General features: G+C 54.5%; 26 protein-coding genes, 1 other RNA gene, 1 pseudogene and 1 other annotated feature. Of the genes and pseudogenes, 15 read left to right on the top strand and 13 right to left on the bottom strand.

Annotated elements, in window-relative coordinates:
- The first annotated feature begins 11 nt into the window (after nucleotides 1–11).
- The 4 genes from bamD to pheA all read left to right on the top strand — a co-directional run bounded on the left by bamD (nucleotide 12) and on the right by pheA (nucleotide 2,726).
- Nucleotides 12–698: an outer membrane protein assembly factor BamD gene (gene bamD / locus ACI2JR_RS25365; RefSeq protein ID WP_462479764.1), complete on the top strand. Its 687-nt coding sequence runs from the start codon at nucleotides 12–14 to the stop codon at nucleotides 696–698.
- 270 nt (nucleotides 699–968) lie between these two features.
- Nucleotides 969–1,304, top strand: coding sequence for a ribosome-associated translation inhibitor RaiA (gene raiA, locus ACI2JR_RS25360; protein ID WP_462479762.1), 336 nt, complete (start codon nucleotides 969–971; stop codon nucleotides 1,302–1,304).
- Nucleotides 1,305–1,410: 106 nt separating this feature from the next.
- Nucleotides 1,411–1,535, top strand: a sequence feature (Phe leader region).
- Complete coding sequence (pheL, locus tag ACI2JR_RS25355; RefSeq protein ID WP_100279143.1) at nucleotides 1,412–1,459, top strand: pheA operon leader peptide PheL; 48 nt, start codon at nucleotides 1,412–1,414, stop codon at nucleotides 1,457–1,459. (Overlaps the previous feature by 48 nt.)
- Nucleotides 1,536–1,565: 30 nt before the next feature.
- Nucleotides 1,566–2,726 carry a bifunctional chorismate mutase/prephenate dehydratase gene (gene pheA / locus ACI2JR_RS25350; protein WP_132731755.1) on the top strand — a complete coding sequence of 387 codons (1,161 nt, stop codon included), beginning with the start codon at nucleotides 1,566–1,568 and terminating at the stop codon, nucleotides 2,724–2,726.
- Here the strand turns inward: pheA and ACI2JR_RS25345 are convergent.
- The 3 genes from ACI2JR_RS25345 to aroF form a co-directional block, all read right to left on the bottom strand.
- The gene (locus ACI2JR_RS25345; RefSeq protein WP_462479763.1) at nucleotides 2,723–3,595 is read right to left on the bottom strand and encodes an SMP-30/gluconolactonase/LRE family protein; all 873 of its coding nucleotides are present in this window, start codon (nucleotides 3,593–3,595) and stop codon (nucleotides 2,723–2,725) included. The genes pheA and ACI2JR_RS25345 overlap by 4 nt on opposite strands.
- Nucleotides 3,596–3,661: 66 nt before the next feature.
- Nucleotides 3,662–4,783, bottom strand: coding sequence for a bifunctional chorismate mutase/prephenate dehydrogenase (gene tyrA / locus ACI2JR_RS25340; RefSeq protein ID WP_132731754.1), 1,122 nt, complete (start codon nucleotides 4,781–4,783; stop codon nucleotides 3,662–3,664).
- Nucleotides 4,784–4,792: 9 nt separating this feature from the next.
- Nucleotides 4,793–5,863 carry a 3-deoxy-7-phosphoheptulonate synthase AroF gene (gene aroF, locus ACI2JR_RS25335; RefSeq protein WP_132731753.1) on the bottom strand — a complete coding sequence of 357 codons (1,071 nt, stop codon included), beginning with the start codon at nucleotides 5,861–5,863 and terminating at the stop codon, nucleotides 4,793–4,795.
- 348 nt (nucleotides 5,864–6,211) lie between these two features.
- Between aroF and ACI2JR_RS25330 the strand changes: the two genes are divergently transcribed.
- From ACI2JR_RS25330 to ACI2JR_RS25320, 3 genes are read left to right on the top strand one after another with little or no spacing between them, the layout of a single operon-like run.
- Nucleotides 6,212–6,721, top strand: coding sequence for a YfiR family protein (locus ACI2JR_RS25330; protein WP_462479761.1), 510 nt, complete (start codon nucleotides 6,212–6,214; stop codon nucleotides 6,719–6,721).
- A complete protein-coding gene (dgcN, locus tag ACI2JR_RS25325; protein ID WP_462479760.1) occupies nucleotides 6,714–7,931 on the top strand; it encodes a diguanylate cyclase DgcN in 1,218 nt (405 codons plus the stop codon). The genes ACI2JR_RS25330 and dgcN overlap by 8 nt, the downstream gene beginning before the upstream one ends.
- 13 nt (nucleotides 7,932–7,944) lie before the next feature.
- A complete protein-coding gene (locus ACI2JR_RS25320; RefSeq protein ID WP_132731750.1) occupies nucleotides 7,945–8,427 on the top strand; it encodes an OmpA family protein in 483 nt (160 codons plus the stop codon).
- A 5-nt stretch (nucleotides 8,428–8,432) separates the two neighbouring features.
- On the opposite strand, the gene ACI2JR_RS25315 is transcribed toward ACI2JR_RS25320, so the two are convergent.
- From ACI2JR_RS25315 to ffh, 7 genes are all read right to left on the bottom strand, one after another.
- Nucleotides 8,433–9,803, bottom strand: coding sequence for a PepSY-associated TM helix domain-containing protein (locus ACI2JR_RS25315; RefSeq protein ID WP_462479759.1), 1,371 nt, complete (start codon nucleotides 9,801–9,803; stop codon nucleotides 8,433–8,435).
- A gap of 54 nt (nucleotides 9,804–9,857) precedes the next feature.
- The gene (locus ACI2JR_RS25310; RefSeq protein ID WP_462479758.1) at nucleotides 9,858–10,295 is read right to left on the bottom strand and encodes a DUF2946 domain-containing protein; all 438 of its coding nucleotides are present in this window, start codon (nucleotides 10,293–10,295) and stop codon (nucleotides 9,858–9,860) included.
- Between the two features lie 120 nt (nucleotides 10,296–10,415).
- On the bottom strand, nucleotides 10,416–10,763 hold the full coding sequence (rplS, locus tag ACI2JR_RS25305; RefSeq protein WP_002914145.1) for a 50S ribosomal protein L19: 348 nt from the start codon (nucleotides 10,761–10,763) through the stop codon (nucleotides 10,416–10,418).
- 40 nt (nucleotides 10,764–10,803) lie between these two features.
- The gene (gene trmD, locus ACI2JR_RS25300) at nucleotides 10,804–11,571 is read right to left on the bottom strand and encodes a tRNA (guanosine(37)-N1)-methyltransferase TrmD (protein ID WP_004866546.1); all 768 of its coding nucleotides are present in this window, start codon (nucleotides 11,569–11,571) and stop codon (nucleotides 10,804–10,806) included.
- A gap of 31 nt (nucleotides 11,572–11,602) precedes the next feature.
- Nucleotides 11,603–12,151 (bottom strand): ribosome maturation factor RimM, encoded by a 549-nt coding sequence (gene rimM / locus ACI2JR_RS25295; protein WP_132731762.1) that lies wholly within the window; start codon nucleotides 12,149–12,151, stop codon nucleotides 11,603–11,605.
- An 18-nt stretch (nucleotides 12,152–12,169) separates the two neighbouring features.
- Complete coding sequence (rpsP, locus tag ACI2JR_RS25290; protein ID WP_004866550.1) at nucleotides 12,170–12,418, bottom strand: 30S ribosomal protein S16; 249 nt, start codon at nucleotides 12,416–12,418, stop codon at nucleotides 12,170–12,172.
- 238 nt (nucleotides 12,419–12,656) lie between these two features.
- Complete coding sequence (gene ffh / locus ACI2JR_RS25285; RefSeq protein WP_123756912.1) at nucleotides 12,657–14,021, bottom strand: signal recognition particle protein; 1,365 nt, start codon at nucleotides 14,019–14,021, stop codon at nucleotides 12,657–12,659.
- A 167-nt stretch (nucleotides 14,022–14,188) separates the two neighbouring features.
- Between ffh and ACI2JR_RS25280 the strand changes: the two genes are divergently transcribed.
- Both ACI2JR_RS25280 and ACI2JR_RS25275 read left to right on the top strand, forming a co-directional pair.
- The gene (locus ACI2JR_RS25280) at nucleotides 14,189–14,980 is read left to right on the top strand and encodes a cytochrome C assembly family protein (RefSeq protein ID WP_132731747.1); all 792 of its coding nucleotides are present in this window, start codon (nucleotides 14,189–14,191) and stop codon (nucleotides 14,978–14,980) included.
- Between the two features lie 109 nt (nucleotides 14,981–15,089).
- Nucleotides 15,090–16,376 (top strand): HlyC/CorC family transporter, encoded by a 1,287-nt coding sequence (locus tag ACI2JR_RS25275; RefSeq protein WP_132731746.1) that lies wholly within the window; start codon nucleotides 15,090–15,092, stop codon nucleotides 16,374–16,376.
- A gap of 121 nt (nucleotides 16,377–16,497) precedes the next feature.
- Here the strand turns inward: ACI2JR_RS25275 and grpE are convergent, their stop codons facing one another.
- A complete protein-coding gene (gene grpE, locus ACI2JR_RS25270; protein WP_165905793.1) occupies nucleotides 16,498–17,088 on the bottom strand; it encodes a nucleotide exchange factor GrpE in 591 nt (196 codons plus the stop codon).
- Between the two features lie 124 nt (nucleotides 17,089–17,212).
- Between grpE and nadK the strand changes: the two genes are divergently transcribed.
- The 3 genes from nadK (at nucleotide 17,213) to bamE (ending at nucleotide 20,328) form a co-directional block, all read left to right on the top strand.
- Nucleotides 17,213–18,091: an NAD(+) kinase gene (gene nadK, locus ACI2JR_RS25265; protein WP_132731744.1), complete on the top strand. Its 879-nt coding sequence runs from the start codon at nucleotides 17,213–17,215 to the stop codon at nucleotides 18,089–18,091.
- Nucleotides 18,092–18,177: 86 nt separating this feature from the next.
- Nucleotides 18,178–19,839, top strand: a complete 1,662-nt coding sequence (gene recN / locus ACI2JR_RS25260) for a DNA repair protein RecN (protein WP_462479757.1) — start codon at nucleotides 18,178–18,180, stop codon at nucleotides 19,837–19,839.
- Between the two features lie 147 nt (nucleotides 19,840–19,986).
- A complete protein-coding gene (bamE, locus tag ACI2JR_RS25255; RefSeq protein WP_132731742.1) occupies nucleotides 19,987–20,328 on the top strand; it encodes an outer membrane protein assembly factor BamE in 342 nt (113 codons plus the stop codon).
- Nucleotides 20,329–20,396: 68 nt separating this feature from the next.
- Here the strand turns inward: bamE and ACI2JR_RS25250 are convergent, their stop codons facing one another.
- Together ACI2JR_RS25250 and ACI2JR_RS25245 are read right to left on the bottom strand one after the other, a co-directional pair.
- Nucleotides 20,397–20,687: an RnfH family protein gene (locus tag ACI2JR_RS25250; protein WP_462479756.1), complete on the bottom strand. Its 291-nt coding sequence runs from the start codon at nucleotides 20,685–20,687 to the stop codon at nucleotides 20,397–20,399.
- Nucleotides 20,677–21,114: a type II toxin-antitoxin system RatA family toxin gene (locus ACI2JR_RS25245; protein WP_462479755.1), complete on the bottom strand. Its 438-nt coding sequence runs from the start codon at nucleotides 21,112–21,114 to the stop codon at nucleotides 20,677–20,679. The genes ACI2JR_RS25250 and ACI2JR_RS25245 overlap by 11 nt, the downstream gene beginning before the upstream one ends.
- A gap of 151 nt (nucleotides 21,115–21,265) precedes the next feature.
- On the opposite strand from ACI2JR_RS25245, the gene smpB reads away from it, so the two are divergent.
- From smpB to ACI2JR_RS25230, 3 genes and pseudogenes are all read left to right on the top strand, one after another.
- Nucleotides 21,266–21,748, top strand: a complete 483-nt coding sequence (gene smpB / locus ACI2JR_RS25240) for an SsrA-binding protein SmpB (RefSeq protein WP_132731739.1) — start codon at nucleotides 21,266–21,268, stop codon at nucleotides 21,746–21,748.
- A 147-nt stretch (nucleotides 21,749–21,895) separates the two neighbouring features.
- Nucleotides 21,896–22,259: a transfer-messenger RNA gene (gene ssrA / locus ACI2JR_RS25235) on the top strand.
- Between the two features lie 204 nt (nucleotides 22,260–22,463).
- A pseudogene (locus ACI2JR_RS25230) lies at nucleotides 22,464–22,619 on the top strand (integrase arm-type DNA-binding domain-containing protein); the annotation flags it as partial.
- Between the last annotated feature and the right edge of the window lie 84 nt (nucleotides 22,620–22,703).

The following is a 22,703-nucleotide window of genomic DNA, read 5'->3' as shown; positions in this document are numbered from 1 at the left end:
GCCGGGCTTGGGTGCGTAGCTCCGGCTCAAAGGAAGAGGTGCCTGATAATCCGCCGAATGAAATCAACGCGACCGCCCAGCAAAAGCTGCAGGACGGTAACTGGAAACAGGCGATAACGCAACTGGAAGCGTTGGATAACCGCTATCCGTTCGGCCCTTATTCCCAACAGGTACAGCTGGACCTGATTTATGCGTATTACAAAAATGCCGATCTGCCGCTGGCTCAAGCCGCAATCGACCGCTTTGTTCGTCTGAACCCTACGCATCCTAACATTGATTACGTCATTTATATGCGTGGTCTGACAAATATGGCGTTGGATGACAGTGCGCTGCAAGGTTTCTTCGGCGTCGATCGCTCCGACCGCGACCCGCAGCACGCTCGCGATGCCTTCAACGACTTCTCCAAACTGGTGCGCGGTTACCCGAACAGCCAGTATGCGACCGACGCCTACAAACGTATGGTGTTCCTCAAGGATCGCCTGGCGAAGTACGAGCTGTCCGTGGTGGATTACTACACCGACCGCGGCGCGTGGGTTGCCGTGGTAAACCGCGTTGATGGTATGTTGCGTAGCTATCCGGATACTCAGGCTACCCGCGATGCGTTGCCGAAGATGGAAAACGCCTACCGCCAGATGCAAATGAACGCTCAGGCAGACAAAGTGGCGAAAATCATCGCCGCGAACGGCAAAAACAGCTGAGCGTTTTTCAGATAAGCAAAACGGCAGCCTTGAGCTGCCGTTTTTTATGGCTCAGACGCTTAAGCTGAAGCGTTTTAGTGCCGAATCATCCTGTCAAATATGACTCCCTTTCCCCGATCCGACAAGAAAAATCTCACCCGTTCCTGCCCTGTCTCACAAAACGAATCCGTTGACAAAAAGTGACATTAAAATGTGATCTAAATCACACATCTTGACATTAAGAGAGGTATGCTGGATTCACCAAGACGGGAAAGACAAGAGGTAAAATTTATGACAATGAACATTACCAGTAAACAAATGGAAATTACCCCGGCAATCCGCCAGCATGTCGCAGACCGTCTCGCCAAATTGGATAAATGGCAAACCCACTTAATTAACCCGCACATCATTCTCTCCAAGGAGCCGCAGGGTTTTGTTGCTGACGCCACCATCAATACGCCAAACGGGCATCTGGTTGCCAGCGCAAGAAATGAAGATATGTACGTCGCTTTCAACGAATTGATCAACAAGCTGGAACGGCAGCTGAACAAAGTGCAACACAAAGGGGAAGCCCGCCGCGCCGCAACATCGGTGAAAGAGGCAGGCTTTGTGGAAGAAGAAGAGTAATCCTTAACTTAATATTGTGTAATGCCACGCGCCTTCGGGCGCGTTTTTTATTGACAGAATGAAAACAGTACGGGTACTGTAATCCCAACTGAGCAAAGGAATTCATCGTGAAACGACTACCGTTCTTCTTCGCATTCTTTTTTACCTTCCCCTGAACGGGAGGCGATTCGTCGTGTGATAAAGAATGCGAAGACGAACAACAAGGCCTCCCAAACGGGAGGCTTTTTTTTTGAAAAATAAATAACAAGAAAGGCAACACATATGACCGAGGAAAACCCGTTACTGGCCCTGCGCGATAAGATTAGCGCCCTGGATGAAAAACTGCTCGCCCTGCTGGCAGAGCGCCGTGGGCTGGCTGTCGAGGTCGGTAAAGCCAAGCTGGCATCGCACCGTCCGGTACGCGATATTGACCGTGAACGCGATCTGCTGGAGCGCCTGATGACGCTAGGAAAAAGCCACCATCTGGATGCGCACTACATCACCCGGCTGTTCCAGCTCATTATTGAGGACTCCGTACTCACCCAGCAAACCCTGCTGCAGCAACACCTGAATAAAATCAATCCGCATTCAGCACGAGTGGCTTTCCTCGGGCCAAAAGGGTCGTACTCCCATCTTGCCGCACGCCAGTATGCCGCTCGCCACTTCGAACAGTTCATCGAAAGCGGTTGTGCAAAATTTGCCGACATCTTCAACCAGGTGGAGACCGGCCAGGCTGACTACGCGGTCGTGCCTATTGAAAACACCAGCTCCGGCGGGATCAATGATGTCTACGATCTGCTGCAGCACACCAGTCTGTCGATCGTCGGCGAACTGACGATCCCTATCGATCACTGTGTCCTGGTTTCTGCTTCGACCGATCCGCAGCAAATTCAAACCGTATACAGCCATCCGCAGCCGTTCCAGCAGTGCAGCCAGTATCTGAGCCGCTATCCGCACTGGAAAATCGAATATACCGAAAGCACATCGGCGGCAATGGAAAAGGTGGCTCAGGCCAACTCTCCGGCCGTTGCCGCGCTGGGCAGCGAAGCCGGTGGCGCGCTGTATGGCCTGCAGGTTCTTGAACACTGCCAGGCGAATCAAACACAAAACATCACCCGCTTCCTGGTACTGGCGCGTAAAGCGGTGAATGTTTCCGAGCAGGTTCCGGCAAAAACGACGCTGCTCATGGCTACCGGCCAGCAGGCAGGTGCGCTGGTTGAAGCGCTGCTGGTATTGCGTAATCACAACCTGATCATGACCAAACTGGAATCACGCCCGATTCACGGCAACCCATGGGAAGAGATGTTTTATCTGGATATCCAGGCCAACCTCGAATCACTCCCCATGCGTAAGGCACTGAAAGAGCTGGCCGAGATTACCCGTTCCATGAAGGTGCTGGGCTGCTACCCAGGCGAAAACGTGGTGCCGGTCGATCCCATTTAACGCTCGATAAATGCCGGTTTCTTCATCCCTGCCACCGCCACCGGCAGGGTGAAGATAGCGCCGGAGAGCGGGTATTGCCGGATTTCATCGGCCGCCATATTTTCCCGCGTCGTGGTAATGTACAGCGTGCGCATATCCGCGCCGCCAAAGCAGACCATTGTCGGGCAACGTACCGGCAGTCGATACTCTTCCAGCTGCTCCCCGCCCGGAGAGAAACGCGCAATGCGCCAGCCGTCGAACATCGCGCTCCAGTAGCATCCTTCCTCGTCCATGGCCGCACCGTCGGGGATGCCTTCTCCCGGCTGAAAGCGACGGAAGACTTCCCGCTTGCCGGGCTCGCCCTGCTCATCCAGCGGAGTGCGATAGATAACGGCATTTGGCGTATCCGAGGTATACATCCAGCGTTTGTCTGCACTAAACGCCAGACCGTTGGCGCCGTGGATATCACATTGGATCACTTTAGGCGTCAGATCGTTGTCGATACGCATCAGCAGCGCGCCGTTATAATCTCCCGGCCCCCAGAATGTCCCGGCGTAAAAACGTCCTTCGCGATCGGTACCGCCATCGTTAAAGCGGGCCAGCTGCGGGTTACTCGGGTTATCACAGATTTTACGTCGTAGCAGACCGTGGGCGTCGGTTAACCAGATAGCGCTGCGCAACGCCACAATGAATCCCCCTTTCTCGCGTAGAGAAAAGCAGCCCACCTCTTCGGGAAATTGCAGAACCTGGTGCTCGCCGCTGCTCACGTCGTAGCGGTGAATTTCGCACGCCATAATATCGGCCCAGTAGAGCGCCTGCTCGGCTTCACTCCAGGTCGGGCATTCCGGCAGATATCCTGCGTAATCAAACAGCGGTTGTGGTTCAGCCATCATGTTCATCCCTATAAAAAAAGCCAGCGGGTTACCCCTCTGGCTCTGATTATATACGGTTTTCCGTTACTGCCGATTATCATTCGCCTGACGCAGCAGCGTTCGGCTTTCGCTCTGGAAGCGCTGGGCGTAATCACCAAACCAGTGCTCCACTTTGCGGAAGCTGTCGATAAACGCCTGTTTATCCCCCTGCTCGAGCAGGCCAATCGCTTCGCCAAAACGCTGATAGTAGCGTTTAATCAGCGCCAGATTATTCTGCGAGGACATAATAATGTCGGCATACAGCTGCGGATCCTGGGCAAACAAACGGCCCACCATCGCCAGTTCAAGGCGGTAGATCGGCGATGACAAGGCCAGTAATTGTTCCAGGCGGACGTTTTCTTCCGCCAGATGCAGACCGTAGGCAAAGGTCGCAAAGTGGCGCAGCGCCTGAATAAAGGCCATATTCTGGTCGTGCTCGACGGCGCTGATACGATGCAGACGCGCGCCCCAGACCTGAATTTGCTCGAGGAACCACTGGTACGCTTCCGGCTGACGGCCATCACAGTACACTACCACCTGTTTGGCCAGACTGCCGCTGTCCGGGCCAAACATCGGGTGTAACCCCAGCACCGGACCATGGTGTGCCGCCAGCATCGCCTGTAAAGGCTCGGCTTTAACCGATGCCAGGTCAACCAGAATACAGTCCGCCGGCAGCGGCGGCAGCTGAGCGATAGCGTCAACCGTCGCATGAATAGGCACGCTGACAATAACCATCCCGGCATCGGCCACCATCTCCGCGGCACGCGGCCAGTCTGCTTTTTCCAGGATGCGAACCTGGTAGCCAGAAAGCACCAGCATTTTCTCAAACAGGCGCCCCATTTGCCCGCCGCCGCCGACAATCACGACCGGACGCAGATTCGGGCACAGCGTTTTGAAGCCTTTGTCGTTCTCGCTGGAGTATGACTCGCGCATCACGCGACGCAGCACATCTTCGATAAGATCCGGCGGGACGCCAAGCGCCGCCGCCTCTTCTCGCCGGGATGCCAGCATCGCCGCTTCCCGTTCCGGGACGTAAATCGGCAGGCCATACTGACTTTTGACCTCCCCCACTTCCGCAACCAGTTCCAGGCGCTTAGCCAGCAGCCCCAGCAGTGCCTTATCGACTTCATCAATTTGATCGCGTAACGCGGTCAGTTCAGCAACCATACTATCCTCTTACCCCAAACGAGCCGCCAGATGGCCGCGCAGATCTTTATCAAGCTCGCGCAGTAGCGCATCGGTGGTTTCCCAGCTGATGCAGGCATCGGTGACGGACACGCCGTATTTCATATCGCAACGCGGTTGCTCAGAAGACTGGTTACCCTCGTGGATATTACTCTCGATCATCAGGCCAATAATGGAACGATTCCCATCTTTGATCTGCGCGACGACGGATTCCGCGACCGCAGGCTGGCGGCGGTAGTCTTTATTGGAATTCCCATGACTGCAATCTACCATCAGCGACGGTTTCAGTCCCGCCTGAATCATCTCTTTTTCGCATTGCTCAACATCTTCCGGGCCGTAGTTTGGCGCTTTACCGCCGCGCAGAATAACGTGACCATCCGGGTTGCCCTGAGTTTGCAGCAGGCAGACCTGGCCGGCCTGGTTAATACCGACAAAACGGTGCGGCATGGCGGCGGCGCGCATCGCGTTAATCGCCGTAGCCAGGCTTCCGTCAGTACCGTTTTTAAAACCTACCGGCATCGACAAGCCAGAAGCCATTTCACGGTGCGTCTGGGATTCAGTGGTACGCGCGCCGATAGCAGACCAGCTGAACAGGTCGCCGAGGTACTGCGGGCTGTTCGGATCCAGCGCTTCCGTCGCCAGCGGCAGCCCCATATTGACCAGCTCAACCAGCAGACGACGCGCAATCTTCAGACCGCCTTCGACATCAAACGAACCATCCATGTGCGGATCGTTAATCAGCCCTTTCCAACCAACGGTGGTACGGGGTTTTTCAAAATAGACGCGCATGACCAGGTAGAGGCTATCGCTGACCTCTGCGGCAAGGGCTTTAAAACGATGGGCGTATTCAATTGCCGCTTGCGGATCGTGAATCGAGCAAGGTCCACACACCACCAGCAGGCGCGGATCGCGGCCGGCAATAATGTCAGAGATCGTCTGACGGGACTGCGCGATTTGCGCTTCTTGTTCGAGGCTCAGCGGGAATTCCGCCTTCAGCTGATCCGGCGTGATCAAAATCTGTTCGTCGGTAATGTGTACGTTATTCAGCGCGTCTTTTTGCATGATGGCGATCCTGGGTAGCTCGTTTGCGATAATGGGTTCCTCAGCGAGGAGTCACATAACGATACCACAAGAAGTAAAGATTTCAATCCATAATCCGTAAATTATAATTTACACTAGCAAATTAGATGGCGCTTTATTTCACTCATATCGTAAATATTTTTGTACACCTCAATATAATCAACAATAAATTTATCCTTTTCCTCGCCTTTCCTTTACGAAAAATCCTGGCCAGAATTAGCCTAAAGCAAAGCCGTCGGCTGATGACGGTTTTCCCCAACAATGGTATCCTGCGGCCGGGCATCAGCGATCTGCCATTCATGCACCATGACGAACCTGACGGATCCGTTAATGAAAGAGTTTTACCGTCTTTTTTTGATCTTTTTGTTATTTATCGTGGGCTACCCCGCTGTTGCCTCTGAGCCGCCTAAAAATGTTCGGGCTATTGTCTCGGGTATCGTCACGTATACCCGCTGGCCAGCATTATCCGGCCCGCCCAGGTTGTGCATTTTTTCTACCTCACGTTACACACACAGCCTGGCTCAGGAAAAACCTGAGGCTTTGCCATACCAACCGGTTATTGTTCGTAATACAGAGGAAGCATTGAATACGGTCTGTGATGGTTTTTATTTTGGTAGCGAGTCGCCCTCTCAGCAGTCAGAACTCACGTCAAAATATCCATCTCGCCCGCTATTACTGATTGCCGAACAAAACAGGGAGTGTGCTATCGGCAGCGCTTTTTGTCTGATCATAAATGACGACAGGGTGAGATTCTCCGTTAATCTGGATGTTCTGACGCACAGCGGTGTGCGGGTGAATCCAGACGTACTGATGCTTGCCCGGAAAGACGCCCATGAATAAGGATTTCTCTCAGGCCCCGCGCCCCACCTTCAAAAGAGCGCTCCGCCGTATCAGCGTGATAAGCGTAGTAATCTCCATGACCCTCGTCTGGCTGCTGCTGAGCACCGCCTCCGTCTTCACGCTGAAACAATATGCGCAGAAGAACCTGGCGCTCACCGCCGCCACCATGAGCCGCAGCCTGGAAGCCGCGCTGGTTTTTGACGACAGTGCCGCCGCGGCAGATACGCTGGCGACCCTCGGAAAGCAGGGACAGTTTTCTGAAGCCCTGGTACTGGACAGCCAGCAAAAGCCCTTTGCGGTCTGGCGCAATACCGACCTGGTTCAGCAGCAAAAGCTGAGCGGCATCATCAGCAAATGGCTGTTTCCTGAACCGACAACCCAGCCAATCTGGCATCAGGGGAAAACGATCGGCGAACTCCGCCTGACAGCGTTAGACAGTCTGATAAGCCACTTCCTCGGGATTTCGCTTATTGTCCTGACCGGCAGTATTCTGCTGGCCTCTTTTATCTCCCTGTTGCTGACCCATTCTCTGCACCGCGGCATCGTTGCTGCCTTACAGAGCATCACCGAGGTGGTGCATGATATCCGGGAGAATCGCCACTTTTCCCGACGGGTACCCGATGAGCGTATCGAGGAGTTTCACCTTTTCGCCCAGGACTTTAATAGCCTGCTGGGTGAGATGGAAGACTGGCAGCGGCAGCTGCAGGCCAAAAATGCCCAGCTCTTACGCTCGTCTTTGCACGACCCGCTAACCGGGCTGGCCAATCGCGCCGCGTTTCGCAGCGTCATCAATGAATTAATGAAAGATGACGCCGCCCACGGCAGCTCGGCATTACTCTTCCTGGACGGCGATAATTTTAAGCTGATCAATGATAACTGGGGTCATGCCACCGGCGATAAGGTGTTAATCGAAGTGGCCAGACGGCTGATGACCTTTGCCGGCAAGCGCCATCAGGCATGGCGCTTAGGCGGCGATGAATTTGCTATTCTGCTGCGCGATGTCCACTCGGAGGCGGAAGTTCAGGCGCTCTGCGCTTTGTTATCGAGCCAGTTTCTCCAGCCGTTTAACCTGCATAACGGCCATACCGCGACCCTGTCCCTCAGCATTGGCTATGCGTTGGCCTGGGAGCACGCTTCAGCGGAAAATCTGCAAGAGTTCGCCGATCAAAACATGTATCGGATGAAACACCAGCGTATTCAGCAAATCTAAAAAAGGAATCATCATGCTCAGGAAATATTTTGCCCCCGCCCTGCTGGCTGCGGTTTTTCTCACCGGTTGCCAGGCGCCACAGGGGAAATTCTCTCAGGAACAGGTTGCCGCGATGAAGTCCTATGGCTTTACGGAGACGGATGGCGACTGGACTCTGGGCTTATCCGACAGCATCCTGTTTGATAAAAACGATTACCACCTGCGTGCCGATAGCAAAACGCAGATCCACACTATGGCTTCTCGTCTGGCCGCGACAGGCATTACGCACAGCCGGTTAGATGGTCACACCGATAACTACGGTGAAGACGGCTATAATGAAATGCTGTCCCTGAAGCGCGCCAACATCGTCGCAGACGCGTGGGCGGAGGGAGCCCATATCCCGCGTAGCAATTTAACTACCCGCGGGTTAGGGAAAAAATACCCGATAGCCAGTAACGATACGGCGAAAGGGCGTGCTGAAAACCGCCGCGTCACGGTGGTCATCAGCACGCCTTAGCGCGCTTAGTCGACGGATTTCGCGAGTCTAACCGCCGTTGCTGCGCGCCAGCGCAGGTAGTCAATCACCAGGCATAGCGCCAGACTGACGCCCATCAGCGGCAACGCCAGCCCCAGCACCACGGCAATCGCCAACGTCAGCGTGCGGGCTGGCCATGCCAGACCGAGCCAGGCCTGAACCAAGGTGTTCGCGGGGTTAAAGACCGCGTGCGCCGGGCGACGAAGCCACCATAAGCGATATCCCACCACAATCATCACGCAAAGCGCGATACCAAATGCGATGAGCAGGAGCTGGTTGGCCAGGCCAAACAGGATCCCCATATGGAAATCAACGCCCCAGCGGGTCAGCTTCGCCATCAGCGGGAAGTCGGCAAAATGGGTGCGGTCCACAACCTGCATGTGTTCACCATCGATAGCTACCGCATCAACCTGCGTCGGCCAGCTCCGGTCGATTTCATTTACCGTCCACGCCCGCCCGGCTTCCATCGGTGGCCGAATCTCCAGCTTGCTGGCATCAAGGCCCGCCGCCCGCGCCGTCGCCAGGACCCGATCAAACTGCTCGCCCGCTGGCGACGGTAACGTCTCCGCCATCGCCCTATTTCCCATATGGTGTTCAGCATGCGGATCGTGCGCCATGGGCATCGCGCTATCCAGCCGGGTATTCACCTGCGGCGTTAACCAGCCGAAGGCGGCGCGCATCTTATCCACGTTGCCGCCGGCCCACTGTGACCAGGTCAGCCCGGTAGCAGAGAATAGCAGCATCCCCACCAGCAATACCCACCCGAATGAGACGTGCAGACGACGGGTATTTTGCAGGCGGTTATTGATCCGCCGCCGTGGGCGGGTCATCGCCCACAGCACGATGCCGCCGATCGCCGCGACCCACATCCAGGAGGCAGCCAGCTCGCTATACAAGCGTCCGCTATCCCCTAACAGCAACGACCTGTGCGCATAATCGATCCACTGGCGCAGAGGTAAAATACCGCTGGTCCCGTAGACCGTCATATCGCCTTTCACTTCCAGGGTTACCGGGTCGATAAAAATCGCCCGCGCTTCAGACGCGCCCAGTTGTGGATCGGCAAACATCGCCCGGGTGGTCTCTCCGGCGTTAATGGCCGGACGCACGGCCTGCAAACGAAGATGGCCTTGCGTGGCCTCTTCCGCCACCGCCAGCTGGGCGCTCAGCGGCTGGCTTGCACCGTTAAGCGTGCCGCGCAGCGCATCCTGATAGAGCCAGTCCTCCAGCTGGGGAGTGGCCACGTACAGCGTCCCGGTAAGGGCCGCGACAAAGATGAACGGGCTGATAAACAGACCAATATAAAAATGCAGACGTCGCAGCAGGTTCAGCCATGCCGCGCGCGAGGTGCAGGTTGTCATACTTTTCCTTTCTGAAAGCAAAAAGAGAACGTTGCGCAGTGCGCACATTATTTTTTAGGAAGCGGAAAAAGCAGACCGGCGCGGCGGCGCGCGGGTATCGGGGTACAGCCAGGGGAAATAGTGCCGGCGTTTCAACACCAGACAAGGCGTAGGCGCGCGCACGCGGCGCAGAATGCACGAAATCAGCAACGCCAGAGCAAAGAGCAGACCCGGAACATGGGCTAACAGCACGCAGTAACCGCAGGCTTCAGCATGGTCGAGCGGCATCGTATGCGGCGATTCAGAGGCTGGGGACGCCGGATGGGTCATCGCCATATCCTGCGGCATTGCCGCCGTCATCATCGCATGGTGCATCCCCGGCATGGCGCTCATCGGATCTTTTTGCAAGGAGACAGAGATCAGCGGCGCGACCACAATCAGCAGGATCGAAAACAGCGCCAGCCAGGCGGCCCGCCGTATGAATGCAGATTGTTGAGAAAGTTTGCTGGCCACCGCCCCTCCGAATGAGGGCGATAGTGTAAATGATTTACATCAGGATAGTTAAATTCAAGATAAAAAAAGGGCCGGCCTATCAGGCCAGCCCTTTTCATCAGGATGTCGCGAAAGCGAATCTTAGTTAAGACGCTCTTTGATACGAGCAGACTTACCGGTACGCTCACGCAGGTAGTACAGTTTAGCTTTACGTACAGCACCACGACGTTTAACAGCAATGCTGTCAACGACCGGAGAGTGAGTCTGGAAGACACGCTCAACGCCTTCGCCGTTGGAAATTTTACGAACAGTGAATGCAGAGTGCAGACCGCGGTTACGAATAGCGATAACCACGCCCTCGAATGCCTGCAGACGTTTTTTGGAACCTTCAACAACCCATACTTTCACTTCCACGGTATCACCCGGACGGAAGGAAGGTACGTCCTGCTTCATCTGTTCTTGTTCAAGTTGCTTAATAATGTTGCTCATAATTTAATCTCTTATCCTGGGTAAACTGATATTGGGGGCGTTACGCCATCCCATCATGTTTATGCTGCTGTTTTGCGTGTTCAGTTTTGAACTCCGCCAGCAACTTTGCTTGCTCTTCAGTCAGAGCCAGGTTTTCCAAAAGTTCAGGTCTTCTAAGCCAGGTACGGCCCAGCGACTGTTTCAGACGCCAGCGACGAATCTCAGCATGGTTTCCCGACAGCAATACCGGCGGTACTTCCATCTCTTCTAACACTTCAGGACGGGTATAGTGTGGGCAGTCCAGCAATCCATCAGCAAAGGAATCTTCCGTTGCCGAAGCTTCATGGCCCAGTACTCCCGGAATGAACCGGGAAACGGAGTCAATCAGCGTCATTGCTGGTAACTCACCACCGCTGAGAACGTAATCACCGATTGACCATTCTTCGTCAATTTCGGTCTGGATAACGCGCTCATCGATCCCTTCGTAGCGACCGCACACCAGAATCAGCTTTTGATTCGTGGCCAGTTCGCTGACGCCCGCTTGATCAAGCTTGCGTCCCTGAGGTGACAGATAAATCACCTTTGCGCCTTCACCTGCCGCGGCTTTTGCTGTGTGAATGGCGTCCCGCAAGGGTTGCACCATCATTAACATCCCCGGTCCGCCGCCGTAAGGACGATCGTCCACGGTACGGTGCCGGTCATGGGCGAAGTCACGAGGACTCCAGCTCTGGATGCTCAGCAGGCCATTTTTTACTGCCCGGCCAGTTACCCCGTAATCGGTAATTGCGCGGAACATTTCAGGAAACAGGCTAATTATGCCAATCCACATAGCGCCGTCTTTTACCGTTTATTCGGAGAATTTAAAAACCAGGATCCCAATCTACTTCAATGGTACGAGTAGCGAGATCGACTTTCTTGATAACCTGCCCATCGAGGAACGGAACCAGCCGCTCCTTGATGCCAAATGCATCTTTCAGGTTTGCCTTGATGACGAGAACGTCATTTGACCCGGTTTCCATCATATCGATGACTTTACCCAGGCCATAGCCTTCAGTGGTTACTACCTGGCAGCCCATCAGGTCTTTCCAGTAGTAGTCACCCTCTTCCAGCGCCGGCAGTTGCGAAGAATCCACGACAATTTCGCAATTAGTCAGTAGATTTGCCGCATCACGATCGTCAATGCCTTTCAGCTTAATGACGATGTCCTGATTGTGGTGGCGCCAGCTTTCCAGCTCAACAACCTGCCACTGACCCGCCTTCTGGATTAACCACGGCTGATAGTCAAAAATGCTTTCGGCGTCTTCGGTGGAGGAAAACACTCTGAGCCAACCACGGATACCGTAGGAAGAACCCATCTTGCCCAATACGATCGGATCAACAGGTGCTTGTGCGGTGTGTTGCTTGCTCATCATGACCACCGTGACAGATTAAGCTGCTTTGTTTGCTGCTTTGATCAGCGCGGCAACGCGATCGGAAACGGTCGCGCCCTGGCCAACCCAGTGAGCGATACGATCCAGATCCAGACGTGTTTCTTCTTCGTTCGCAGAAGCGATCGGGTTGAAGAAACCAACGCGCTCAATGAAGCGGCCGTTGCGTGCATTACGGCTGTCGGTGACAACAACCTGGTAGAACGGACGCTTTTTAGCGCCGTGACGAGCTAAACGAATAGTTACCATAACATCCTCTTGTGTGAATAAAACAACCGGGCCCCATCGAGGAACGGGACCCGGGTGTCATATTAAAAGCCCGAAAATTTTACTGATTTCTGTGCAAAAATCAATTCAAAACTACAATACGCTAAATAATTCGCATTGCAGGAAGGCGGCAAATGAGCAAATCCCCGAGAGCGTACAAGTACGCGACCAGGGTGAGCGCATGTAGCCAACGCATCTGCGGCTTGAATTATGACGCGTATTAGCGGCCGGGGAATCCTGGCGGCATCATCCCTTTCATCCCGCGCATCATCTTCATCATGCCGCCTTTCGACTTCATCTTCTTCATCATGCGCTGCATATCGTCAAACTGCTTGAGCAGACGGTTCACATCCTGCACTTGCATCCCGCAGCCGGCGGCGATACGACGCTTACGTGAGCCTTTAATAATTTCCGGCTTCGCGCGCTCTTTCAGGGTCATCGAGTTGATGATCGCTTCCATCCGCACCAGCACTTTGTCGTCCATCTGCGATTTAACGTTATCCGGGATCTGCCCCATACCCGGCAGTTTGCCCATCAGGCTGGCCATGCCGCCCATGTTCTTCATCTGCCGCAGCTGCTCGAGGAAGTCGGTCAGGTCAAAGCCATCGCCTTTCTTCAGCTTGGAGGCCAGTTTCTCAGCCTGCGCGCGGTCAACCTTGCTCTCGATATCTTCGATCAGCGACAGCACGTCGCCCATGCCAAGAATACGGGAAGCGATACGATCCGGATGGAACGGCTCCAGCGCTTCGGTTTTTTCGCCGACGCCGAGGAACTTAATCGGCTTACCGGTGATGTGACGAATCGACAGCGCCGCACCGCCGCGGGCGTCGCCGTCCACTTTAGTCAGCACCACGCCGGTCAGCGGCAGCGCTTCATTAAAGGCCTTCGCCGTATTCGCGGCATCCTGGCCGGTCATCGCATCGACGACGAACAGCGTTTCTACCGGGTTAAGAGAAGCGTGGACCTGTTTGATTTCGTCCATCATCGCTTCATCGACGTGCAGACGACCGGCGGTATCCACCAGCAGCACGTCGTAGAATTTCAGCTTCGCTTCTTTCAGCGCCGCGTTGACGATATCGACAGGCTTCTGCCCTACATCGGACGGGAAGAAATCAACGCTAACCTGCTCAGCCAGGGTCTCCAGCTGTTTGATCGCCGCCGGGCGATACACGTCCGCGGAGACAACCAGCACTTTCTTTTTGTGCTTCTCACGCAGGAATTTACCCAGCTTGGCAACGCTGGTGGTTTTACCTGCGCCCTGCAGGCCCGCCATCAGCACCACGGCCGGCGGCTGAGCGGCTAAATCCAGCGCCTGGTTCTCTTCGCCCATCGCCGCAACCAGCTCGTTGCGAACGATTTTGACGAACTCCTGACCCGGGGTCAGGCTTTTGTTAACTTCATGCCCCACCGCGCTCTCTTTGACGCGGCTGATGAAGTCACGCACTACAGGCAGAGCGACGTCCGCCTCCAGCAGCGCCATGCGCACTTCGCGCAGGGTGTCTTTAATATTGTCTTCGGTAAGGCGTCCGCGGCCGCTAATGTTGCGCAGCGAACGCGACAAACGATCGGTTAAATTATCAAACATTGTCTCTCGCCTGAGGTGGAAACTGTCGGTCGCCGCAGCGACACGAAAAACACGGATTTGGCGCAGTATAACACGACATGAAGCGCGATGTGATGCAACGGTTGGAGCAGACGTCGCGTAACGCTATACTGCTTCTCTTTCTTATTTAGTCAACAGTCGACACCCATATGCCTGTTTTTGCTCTACTCGCTCTTGTTGCCTACTCCATCAGCCTTGCGCTGATCATCCCCGGCCTGCTGCAGAAGAACAGCAGCTGGCGACGAATGGCCATTCTTTCCGCAACTATTGCGTTGATTTGTCATGCTTTTGCGCTGGAGTCACGTATTTTCCCCGGCGGCGAGAGCGGGCAGAATCTCAGTTTATTAAACGTCGGTTCGCTGGTCAGTTTGATGATCTGTACGGTGATGACCATCGTCGCGTCGCGCAATCGCGGCTGGCTGCTGCTGCCCATCGTCTACGCGTTTGCGTTGATAAACCTGGCCTTCGCCACCTTTGTGCCGAACGAGTACATCACCCATCTGGAGACCACGCCGGGCATGCTGGTGCATATCGGCCTGTCGCTGTTCTCTTACGCGACGCTGATTATTGCCGCCCTGTATGCGCTACAGCTGGCCTGGATTGATTATCAGTTGAAGAACAAAAAGCTGGCTTTCAGCCACGAAATGCCGCCGCTGATGAGCATTGAACGTAAAATGTTTCATATCACCCAGGTTGGCGTCGTGCTGCTGACGCTGACGCTGTGCACCGGACTGTTCTATATGCACAACCTGTTCAGTGCGGAAAATATTGATAAAGCCGTGCTGTCGATCGTGGCGTGGTTCGTCTATATCGTTCTGTTATGGGGCCATTACCATGAAGGCTGGCGCGGTCGCCGGGTAGTCTGGTTTAACGTCACCGGCGCAGGACTGTTGACGCTGGCCTACTTTGGCAGCCGCGTACTCCAGCAGTTTATTCGTTAACCCAGACTAACAGCCTATCCCGGTAGGCGTCATGGTTTGCCGGCGGTCTGGTCATGAGCCAGGCTGACAAACAAAATAGCCTACCGGGAGAGGCACTAAGGAGTACCCCCTGGAACACATATCTACCACCACGCTGATCGTGACACTGATCATCATGGTGATCATCTCTGCCTACTTCTCCGGTTCTGAGACCGGCATGATGACGCTAAACCGCTATCGTCTGCGTCATATGGCGAAACAGGGCAACCGCCAGGCAAAACGGGTAGAAAAGCTGCTGCGCAAGCCTGACCGCTTAATCAGCCTGGTGCTGATCGGTAACAACCTCGTCAATATCCTCGCCTCCGCGCTGGGCACGATTGTCGGCATGCGGCTGTACGGTGACGCCGGCGTGGCGATTGCCACCGGCGTACTGACCTTCGTGGTGCTGGTGTTCGCTGAAGTCTTGCCCAAAACCATCGCGGCGCTGTATCCGGAAAAGGTCGCCTATCCTAGCAGCCTCCTGCTGGCCCCGCTGCAGGTGCTGATGATGCCGCTGGTCTGGTTGTTGAACACCATCACCCGTATCCTGATGCGGCTGATGGGAATCAAGACCGACATCATCATCAGCGGCGCGTTGAGCAAAGATGAGCTGCGTACCATCGTTAACGAATCGCGCACGCAAATCTCCCGTCGTAATCAGGACATGCTGCTGTCGGTGCTGGACCTCGAAAAGGTCAGCGTTGACGATATTATGGTTCCGCGAAATGAAATTATCGGTATTGATATCAACGATGACTGGAAATCCATCGTTCGCCAGCTGACGCACTCGCCGCACGGGCGTATCGTGTTGTATCGCGGGTCGCTTGACGACGCCATCAGTATGCTGCGCGTACGCGAAGCCTACCGCCTGATGACGGAGAAAAAGGAGTTTACCAAAGAGGTGATGCTGCGGGCCGCCGACGAGATTTACTTCGTGCCGGAGGGAACGCCGCTCAGTACCCAACTGGTGAAGTTCCAGCGCAATAAGAAGAAAGTGGGTCTGGTGGTCGATGAGTACGGGGATATTCAGGGCCTGGTGACGGTAGAGGATATTCTCGAAGAGATCGTCGGCGACTTCACCACCTCCATGTCGCCAACCCTGGCCGAAGAAGTGACCCCGTTAAACGACGGTACGGTGATTATCGACGGGAGCGCCAACGTGCGCGAAATCAACAAGGCCTTTAACTGGCACCTGCCGGAAGACGAAGCCCGGACGATCAACGGTATTATTCTGGAAGCGCTGGAAGAGATCCCGGCCCCCGGCACGCGCGTGCGCATCGAGCAATACGATATCGATATTCTCGACGTTCAGGACAATATGATTAAGCAGGTGAAGGTGATGCCGGTGAAACCCATTCGTGAAAGCGCCGCCGAGTAATCGGCCTGGCCGCTCGCGGAAACGGTGGACGTCAGGTTCGCCGTTTTTTTTGCCCGCAGGATAAAACTGGCGGAAGAAGAAGAGAAAAACGGCCACCCACGGGCGGCCGTTTTAAAGCGAGTTACTTCGCTTTCGCCACGGTCACCATCGCTGCACGAATAGTACGACCGTTCAGGGTATAGCCTTTTTGCATCACGCCCAGCACGTTGCCCGCCGCCACCTCGTCAGACTCGACCATGGCGATGGCCTGGTGCACGTTAGGATCCAGCGGCACGTTGGTATCAGCGATCACTTCGACGCCAAATTTACGCACGACATCCAGCATCGACTTCAGCGTCAGCTCAATACCTTCAACCATGGAAGCCATATCCGGGTTGGCTTTATCAGCCACTTCCAGAGCACGGTCCAGGCTATCGATCACCGGCAGCAGTTCGTTAATGAACTTTTCCAGGGCAAATTTGTGCGCTTTTTCCACGTCCAGCTCGGTACGACGACGCAGGTTTTCCATTTCCGCTTTAATGCGCAGGACACCATCGCGTTCACGAGTCTGAGCTTCTACCAGCTGCGCTTCCAGATTCGCAATTTTTTCATCGCGCGGATCCACCTGCTCAGCAGAAACTTCAGGCTCGACCGCCTCAACGCTCTCGTGCTGTTCCGTGATAATTTCTTCCGGGCCTTGCCCGTCAGGCGTTTTCTGTTCTTTACTACTCATGAATTTCTCCGCGTTTTTTTTCGCATTCATCTCGCTAACTTCGCTTATTATGGGGATCCGTTTCCGGGTTTCAAGGGAAGCAGACAGATTGTCATCATTCATTTAACGCAAGGACATCCAGAACATGAAGAACCATTTCAAGTGTATAGGCATTGTGGGACACCCTCGTCACCCAACCGCGCTGACCACACATGAAATGCTCTGGCGCTGGTTATGCAGTCAAGGCTACGAGGTCCTGGTCGAACAACAAATCGCCCATGAACTTCAGCTTAGCAACGTCAGAACGGGAACGCTGGCTGAAATTGGCCAACAGGCGGATCTGGCGGTGGTCGTTGGCGGTGATGGCAATATGCTTGGCGCGGCGCGAACCCTGGCGCGCTACGATATTAAAGTCATCGGCATTAACCGCGGCAACCTCGGTTTTCTGACCGACCTCGACCCGGATAATGCGCTGCAACAGCTCGCCGATGTGCTCGAAGGCCATTATATTGCTGAGAAGCGTTTTTTACTGGAAGCCCAGGTGTGCCAGCAGGATTGCCAGAAACGTATCAGCACGGCAATTAACGAGGTAGTTCTGCACCCGGGAAAAGTCGCGCATATGATTGAGTTTGAAGTGTATATCGATGAGGTCTTCGCCTTCTCGCAGCGCTCCGACGGCCTGATCATCTCGACGCCGACGGGCTCCACCGCCTACTCCTTATCCGCCGGCGGCCCGATCCTGACGCCGTCATTAGACGCCATCACTCTGGTGCCGATGTTCCCGCATACCCTGTCGGCTCGTCCGCTGGTGATTAACGGCGACAGCACCATTCGCCTGCGTTTCTCCCAGCGCTGCAGCGATCTGGAGATCAGCTGCGACAGCCAGATAGCCCTGCCGATTCAGGATGGCGAAGATGTGCTGATCCACCGCTGCGATTATCATCTGAACCTGATTCATCCAAAAGATTACAGCTATTTCAATACATTGAGTACGAAGCTGGGCTGGTCGAAAAAATTGTTCTGATTTTACAGGCCGCCTCTTTACTGGATAAAAAACCAGTCTATACTGTACTAAAACACAGTAATGGTTTTTCATACAGGAAGGCAGCTATGCTGGCGCAACTCACCATCAGTAACTTTGCTATCGTTCGTGAACTGGAAATCGATTTTCACAGCGGCATGACCGCCATCACCGGGGAAACCGGGGCGGGGAAATCTATTGCCATCGATGCGCTGGGGCTATGCCTTGGTGGCAGAGCCGAAGCAGATATGGTGCGAAGAGGCGCCAGCCGCGCGGACCTGTGCGCCCGTTTCGCACTGAAAGATACCCCGGCGGCGCAGCGCTGGCTGGAGGAGAACCAGCTGGAAAGCGGATGTGAGTGTTTACTTCGCCGCGTCATCAGCACGGACGGACGCTCCCGTGGCTTTATTAACGGCACCGCCGTCCCGCTCTCTCAGCTTCGCGAGCTCGGCCAGCTGCTGATTCAGATTCACGGTCAGCATGCGCACCAGCTGCTGACCCGCCCCGAACATCAAAAAACGCTGCTCGATGGTTATACCGGTGAGTATGCGCTTACTCAACGTATGGCAGAACACTATCGCCAGTGGCATCAAAGCTGCCGCGAACTGGCGCAGCACCAGCAGCAGAGCCAGGAACGCGCCGCCCGCGCCGACCTGCTGCAATATCAGTTGAAAGAGCTGAACGAGTTTAGCCCGCAGCAGGGTGAGTTCGAACAAATCGACGAAGAGTACAAGCGCCTGGCCAACAGCGGCCAGCTGCTGACCACCTGCCAGCATGCGCTGACGGTGCTGGCCGATGGTGAAGAAACTAACCTGCAGAGCCAGCTCTACACCGCCCGGCAGCTGGTGACCGAACTCGTCGGTATGGACGGCAAACTTTCCGGCGTACTGGATATGCTCGAAGAGGCCGCCATTCAGCTCAGCGAAGCCAGCGATGAGCTGCGCCACTATAATGACCGTCTGGATCTCGACCCCAATCGTCTGTTCGAGCTGGAACAGCGCCTCTCTCGCCAGATTGCCCTGGCGCGCAAGCATCAGATAACGCCGGAAGAGCTACCGGCCTTCTATCAGGGGCTGCTGGAAGAACAACGTCTGCTGGACGATAGCGCCAGCTCGCTGGAGTCACTCAGCCAGACGGTGGTGGAGCATCATCAGCTGGCGCTGGAGACGGCCCGGCAGCTGCATGCTCTGCGCCAAAGCAGCGCTGAAGAGCTGACTCAGTTGATTACTGAAAGTATGCACTCACTTTCCATGCCGCATGGGGTGTTCGCCATCGACGTCGTCTTTGACGAACGTCATCTCACCGCGGAAGGGGCCGACCGCATCGAGTTTCGCGTCACCACCAACCCAGGCCAACCGCTGCAGCCTATTGTTAAAGTTGCCTCTGGCGGTGAACTGTCGCGTATCGCGTTAGCCATTCAGGTCATTACGGCACGGAAGATGGAAACGCCGGCATTGATTTTCGATGAAGTGGATGTCGGTATCAGCGGCCCGACGGCGGCGGTGGTCGGTAAACTGCTGCGCCAGTTGGGTGAATCGACCCAGGTGATGTGCGTCACCCACCTGCCGCAGGTCGCCGGCTGTGGTCACCATCATTTCTATGTCTGCAAAGAGACCGACGGCGAGATGACGGAAACGCATATGCACCCATTAGATAAACGCGCACGGCTGCAGGAACTGGCCCGCCTGCTGGGCGGTAGTGAAGTCACGCGCAATACGCTGGCAAACGCGAAAGAGTTGCTCGCCGCGTAAACTTTTTGATTTTCGCAGAGTCATAGTGAACAGCAAATTGCCGCAAGACCTGCAGTCGAAGGTTTCCAACTGGGCAAAGGTCTATTATTATCGGCATATTACAGATGAGCCACGTACTGCTCGGGCCCGAAAAGGAATAAAATCACTATGCGCTGTAAAACGCTGACTGCTGCCGCAGCGGTTCTTCTCATGTTGACCGCAGGCTGTTCCACTCTGGAACGAGTGGTTTACCGTCCTGATATCAACCAGGGTAACTATCTGGCACCCAACGATGTAGCAAAAATTCGTGTTGGCATGACGCAACAGCAGGTTGCTTATGCACTGGGTACCCCGATGATGTCGGATCCGTTTGGCACTAACACCTGGTTCTACGTTTTCCGTCAGCAGCCTGGGCATGAAAAAGTCACCCAGCAGACGCTTACGCTCACCTTTGACAGCAGCGGTGTGTTAACCAACATTGATAACAAACCGGCTCTGACCAAAGAGTAATGCATAAAAATCCCTGCTGTAGAAACACAAAAAGCGCTCAATGAGCGCTTTTTTTATAGCCGCCGGGGCTACTTCCCGGCGCTTTTCTCCGCCCGCTGGCGGCGCAGTTCTTTCGGGTCTGCAATCAGCGGGCGGTAGATCTCCACCCGGTCGCCATCATGCACCACGTCGTGCAGCTTCGCCGGGCGGCTATATATCCCGACCTTATTTTTCGCCAGATCGATATCGTCGCGCAGCACCAGCAGGCCGCTGGCGATAATCGCCTGTTCGACCGTGGCCCCTTCTTCCAGCTTCACGCTTTGCAGATACTGTTTACTGGGCAACGCATAGGCCACTTCAACGACGATTTTAGCCGACACGGTAAACCTCTTTGGCCCTGGCGGTGAAGGCCTGCACCATATTGACCGCCAGCTCTTTAAAGATGCGGCCAAATGCCATTTCAATCAGCATGTTGGTGAATTCAAAATCGAGGTGAAACTCAATTTTGCAGGCATCCGGGCTTAGCGGGATAAATTTCCAGCCGCCAATCAGCTTTTTGAACGGACCGTCGACCAGGCTCATCAAAATGCTCTGGTTACTGGTAAGCGTATTACGTGTCGTGAACGTCTTGCTGATGCCTGCTTTAGACACATCAACCGCCGCCATCATTTGCGTCGGCCCAGATTCCAGCACGCGGCTCCCGGTGCAGCCAGGCAAAAAATCAGGATAGGACTTCACGTCATTTACGAGTTGATACATCTGTTCCACACTGAAGGGCACCAGCGCAGTACGGCTAATCTGAGGCATAGCAAGTTCCACATTTAAACACGGCGCAAATAATATCATTTATCTGGCGCTAAAAAAAACGCTGTGCCACAACTCGTGCTAAGATAGCGCATTACACCTCGCAGGATGATTGAGGTACTGTGTTCCCGTTTAGCAATGACTTCAGGACATTATGACCAAGAAAAAAGCCCACAAACCTGGATCAGCCACCATTGCGCTGAATAAACGCGCCCGCCATGAATACTTTATCGAAGATGAATACGAGGCTGGTCTTGCCCTGCAAGGGTGGGAAGTCAAATCTCTGCGTGCTGGCAAAGCCAACATCAGCGATAGCTACGTCATCCTGAAAGATGGCGAGGCCTATCTCTTCGGAGCGAACTTTACGCCGATGGCGGTGGCCTCCACCCACTACGTCTGCGACCCGACGCGTACCCGTAAGCTGCTGCTTAATCAGCGTGAACTCGACGATCTGTACGGCCGCATCAATCGTGAAGGTTATACCGTCGTCGCTCTGTCGCTGTACTGGAAGAACGCCTGGTGCAAAGTGAAAATCGGCGTCGCCAAAGGGAAGAAACAGCACGATAAGCGTACCGATCTCAAAGATCGCGAGTGGGCGCTGGATAAAGCGCGCATTATGAAACACGCCGGCCGTTAATCCCCTCCCCGAGGGCCAGTTCAGCTGGCCCTTAAGCGCTATATTGTTGTTGATGCTGATTTTTCACCCAACCTATCGCGATGATAATCGCTCTAACGAGTGCTGGTAACTACATTCACAAATCTGTTATACTTGCCGTAACACATTGGGGCTGATTCTGGATTCGACGGGATTTGCGAAACCCAAGGTGCATGCCGAGGGGCGGTTGGCCTCGTAAAAAGCCGCAAAAAAATAGTCGCAAACGACGAAAACTACGCTTTAGCAGCTTAATAACCTGCTGAGAGCCCTCTCTCCCTAGCCTCCGCTCTTAGGACGGGGATCAAGAGAGGTCAAACCCAAAAGAGATCGCGTGGATATCCTGCCTGGGGTTGAAGCGTTAAAACTAATCAGGCTAGTTTGTTAGTGGCGTGTCTGTCCGCAGCTGGCAAGCGAATGTAAAGACCAGACTAAGCATGTAGTACCGAGGATGTAGAAATTTCGGACGCGGGTTCAACTCCCGCCAGCTCCACCAAAATTCTCCATCGGTGATTACCAGAGTCATCCGATGAAGTCCTAAGAGCCCGCACGGCGCAAGCCCTGCGGGCTTTTTTGTGCCCTCAATTTGTCCCGCGAAGTCCGAACTGAACTAATTAAATCCGAACCTTTTAGGCACCTTGTTAGGCACCTCATAAAGCTATATTGTTTTTGAGGTGCCTAAAACTATGGAAACCCGGCAATGGCAAGACAAACCAAACCTCTATCCGTTAAGGAAATCGAATCTGCTAAACCCAAAGAAGCGGACTACGTTCTCTATGATGGCGATGGCCTTGAGCTACTCATCAAATCCAGCGGGAGTAAAATCTGGCAGTTTCGCTACATTCTGTCAACGACGGTTAAAAAGTGATCCACTTACATCTCCACCGACGGTCTAATATTGATCCACCGTTTTACTCAGGATTAGCTTCAGCGATAACCC

The sequence above is a fragment of the Klebsiella sp. NPDC088457 genome (assembly GCF_044900465.1).
In the GTDB taxonomy this organism is placed as follows: Bacteria; Pseudomonadota; Gammaproteobacteria; order Enterobacterales; family Enterobacteriaceae; genus Klebsiella.
This window is presented reverse-complemented; position numbering and strand designations above follow the sequence as displayed.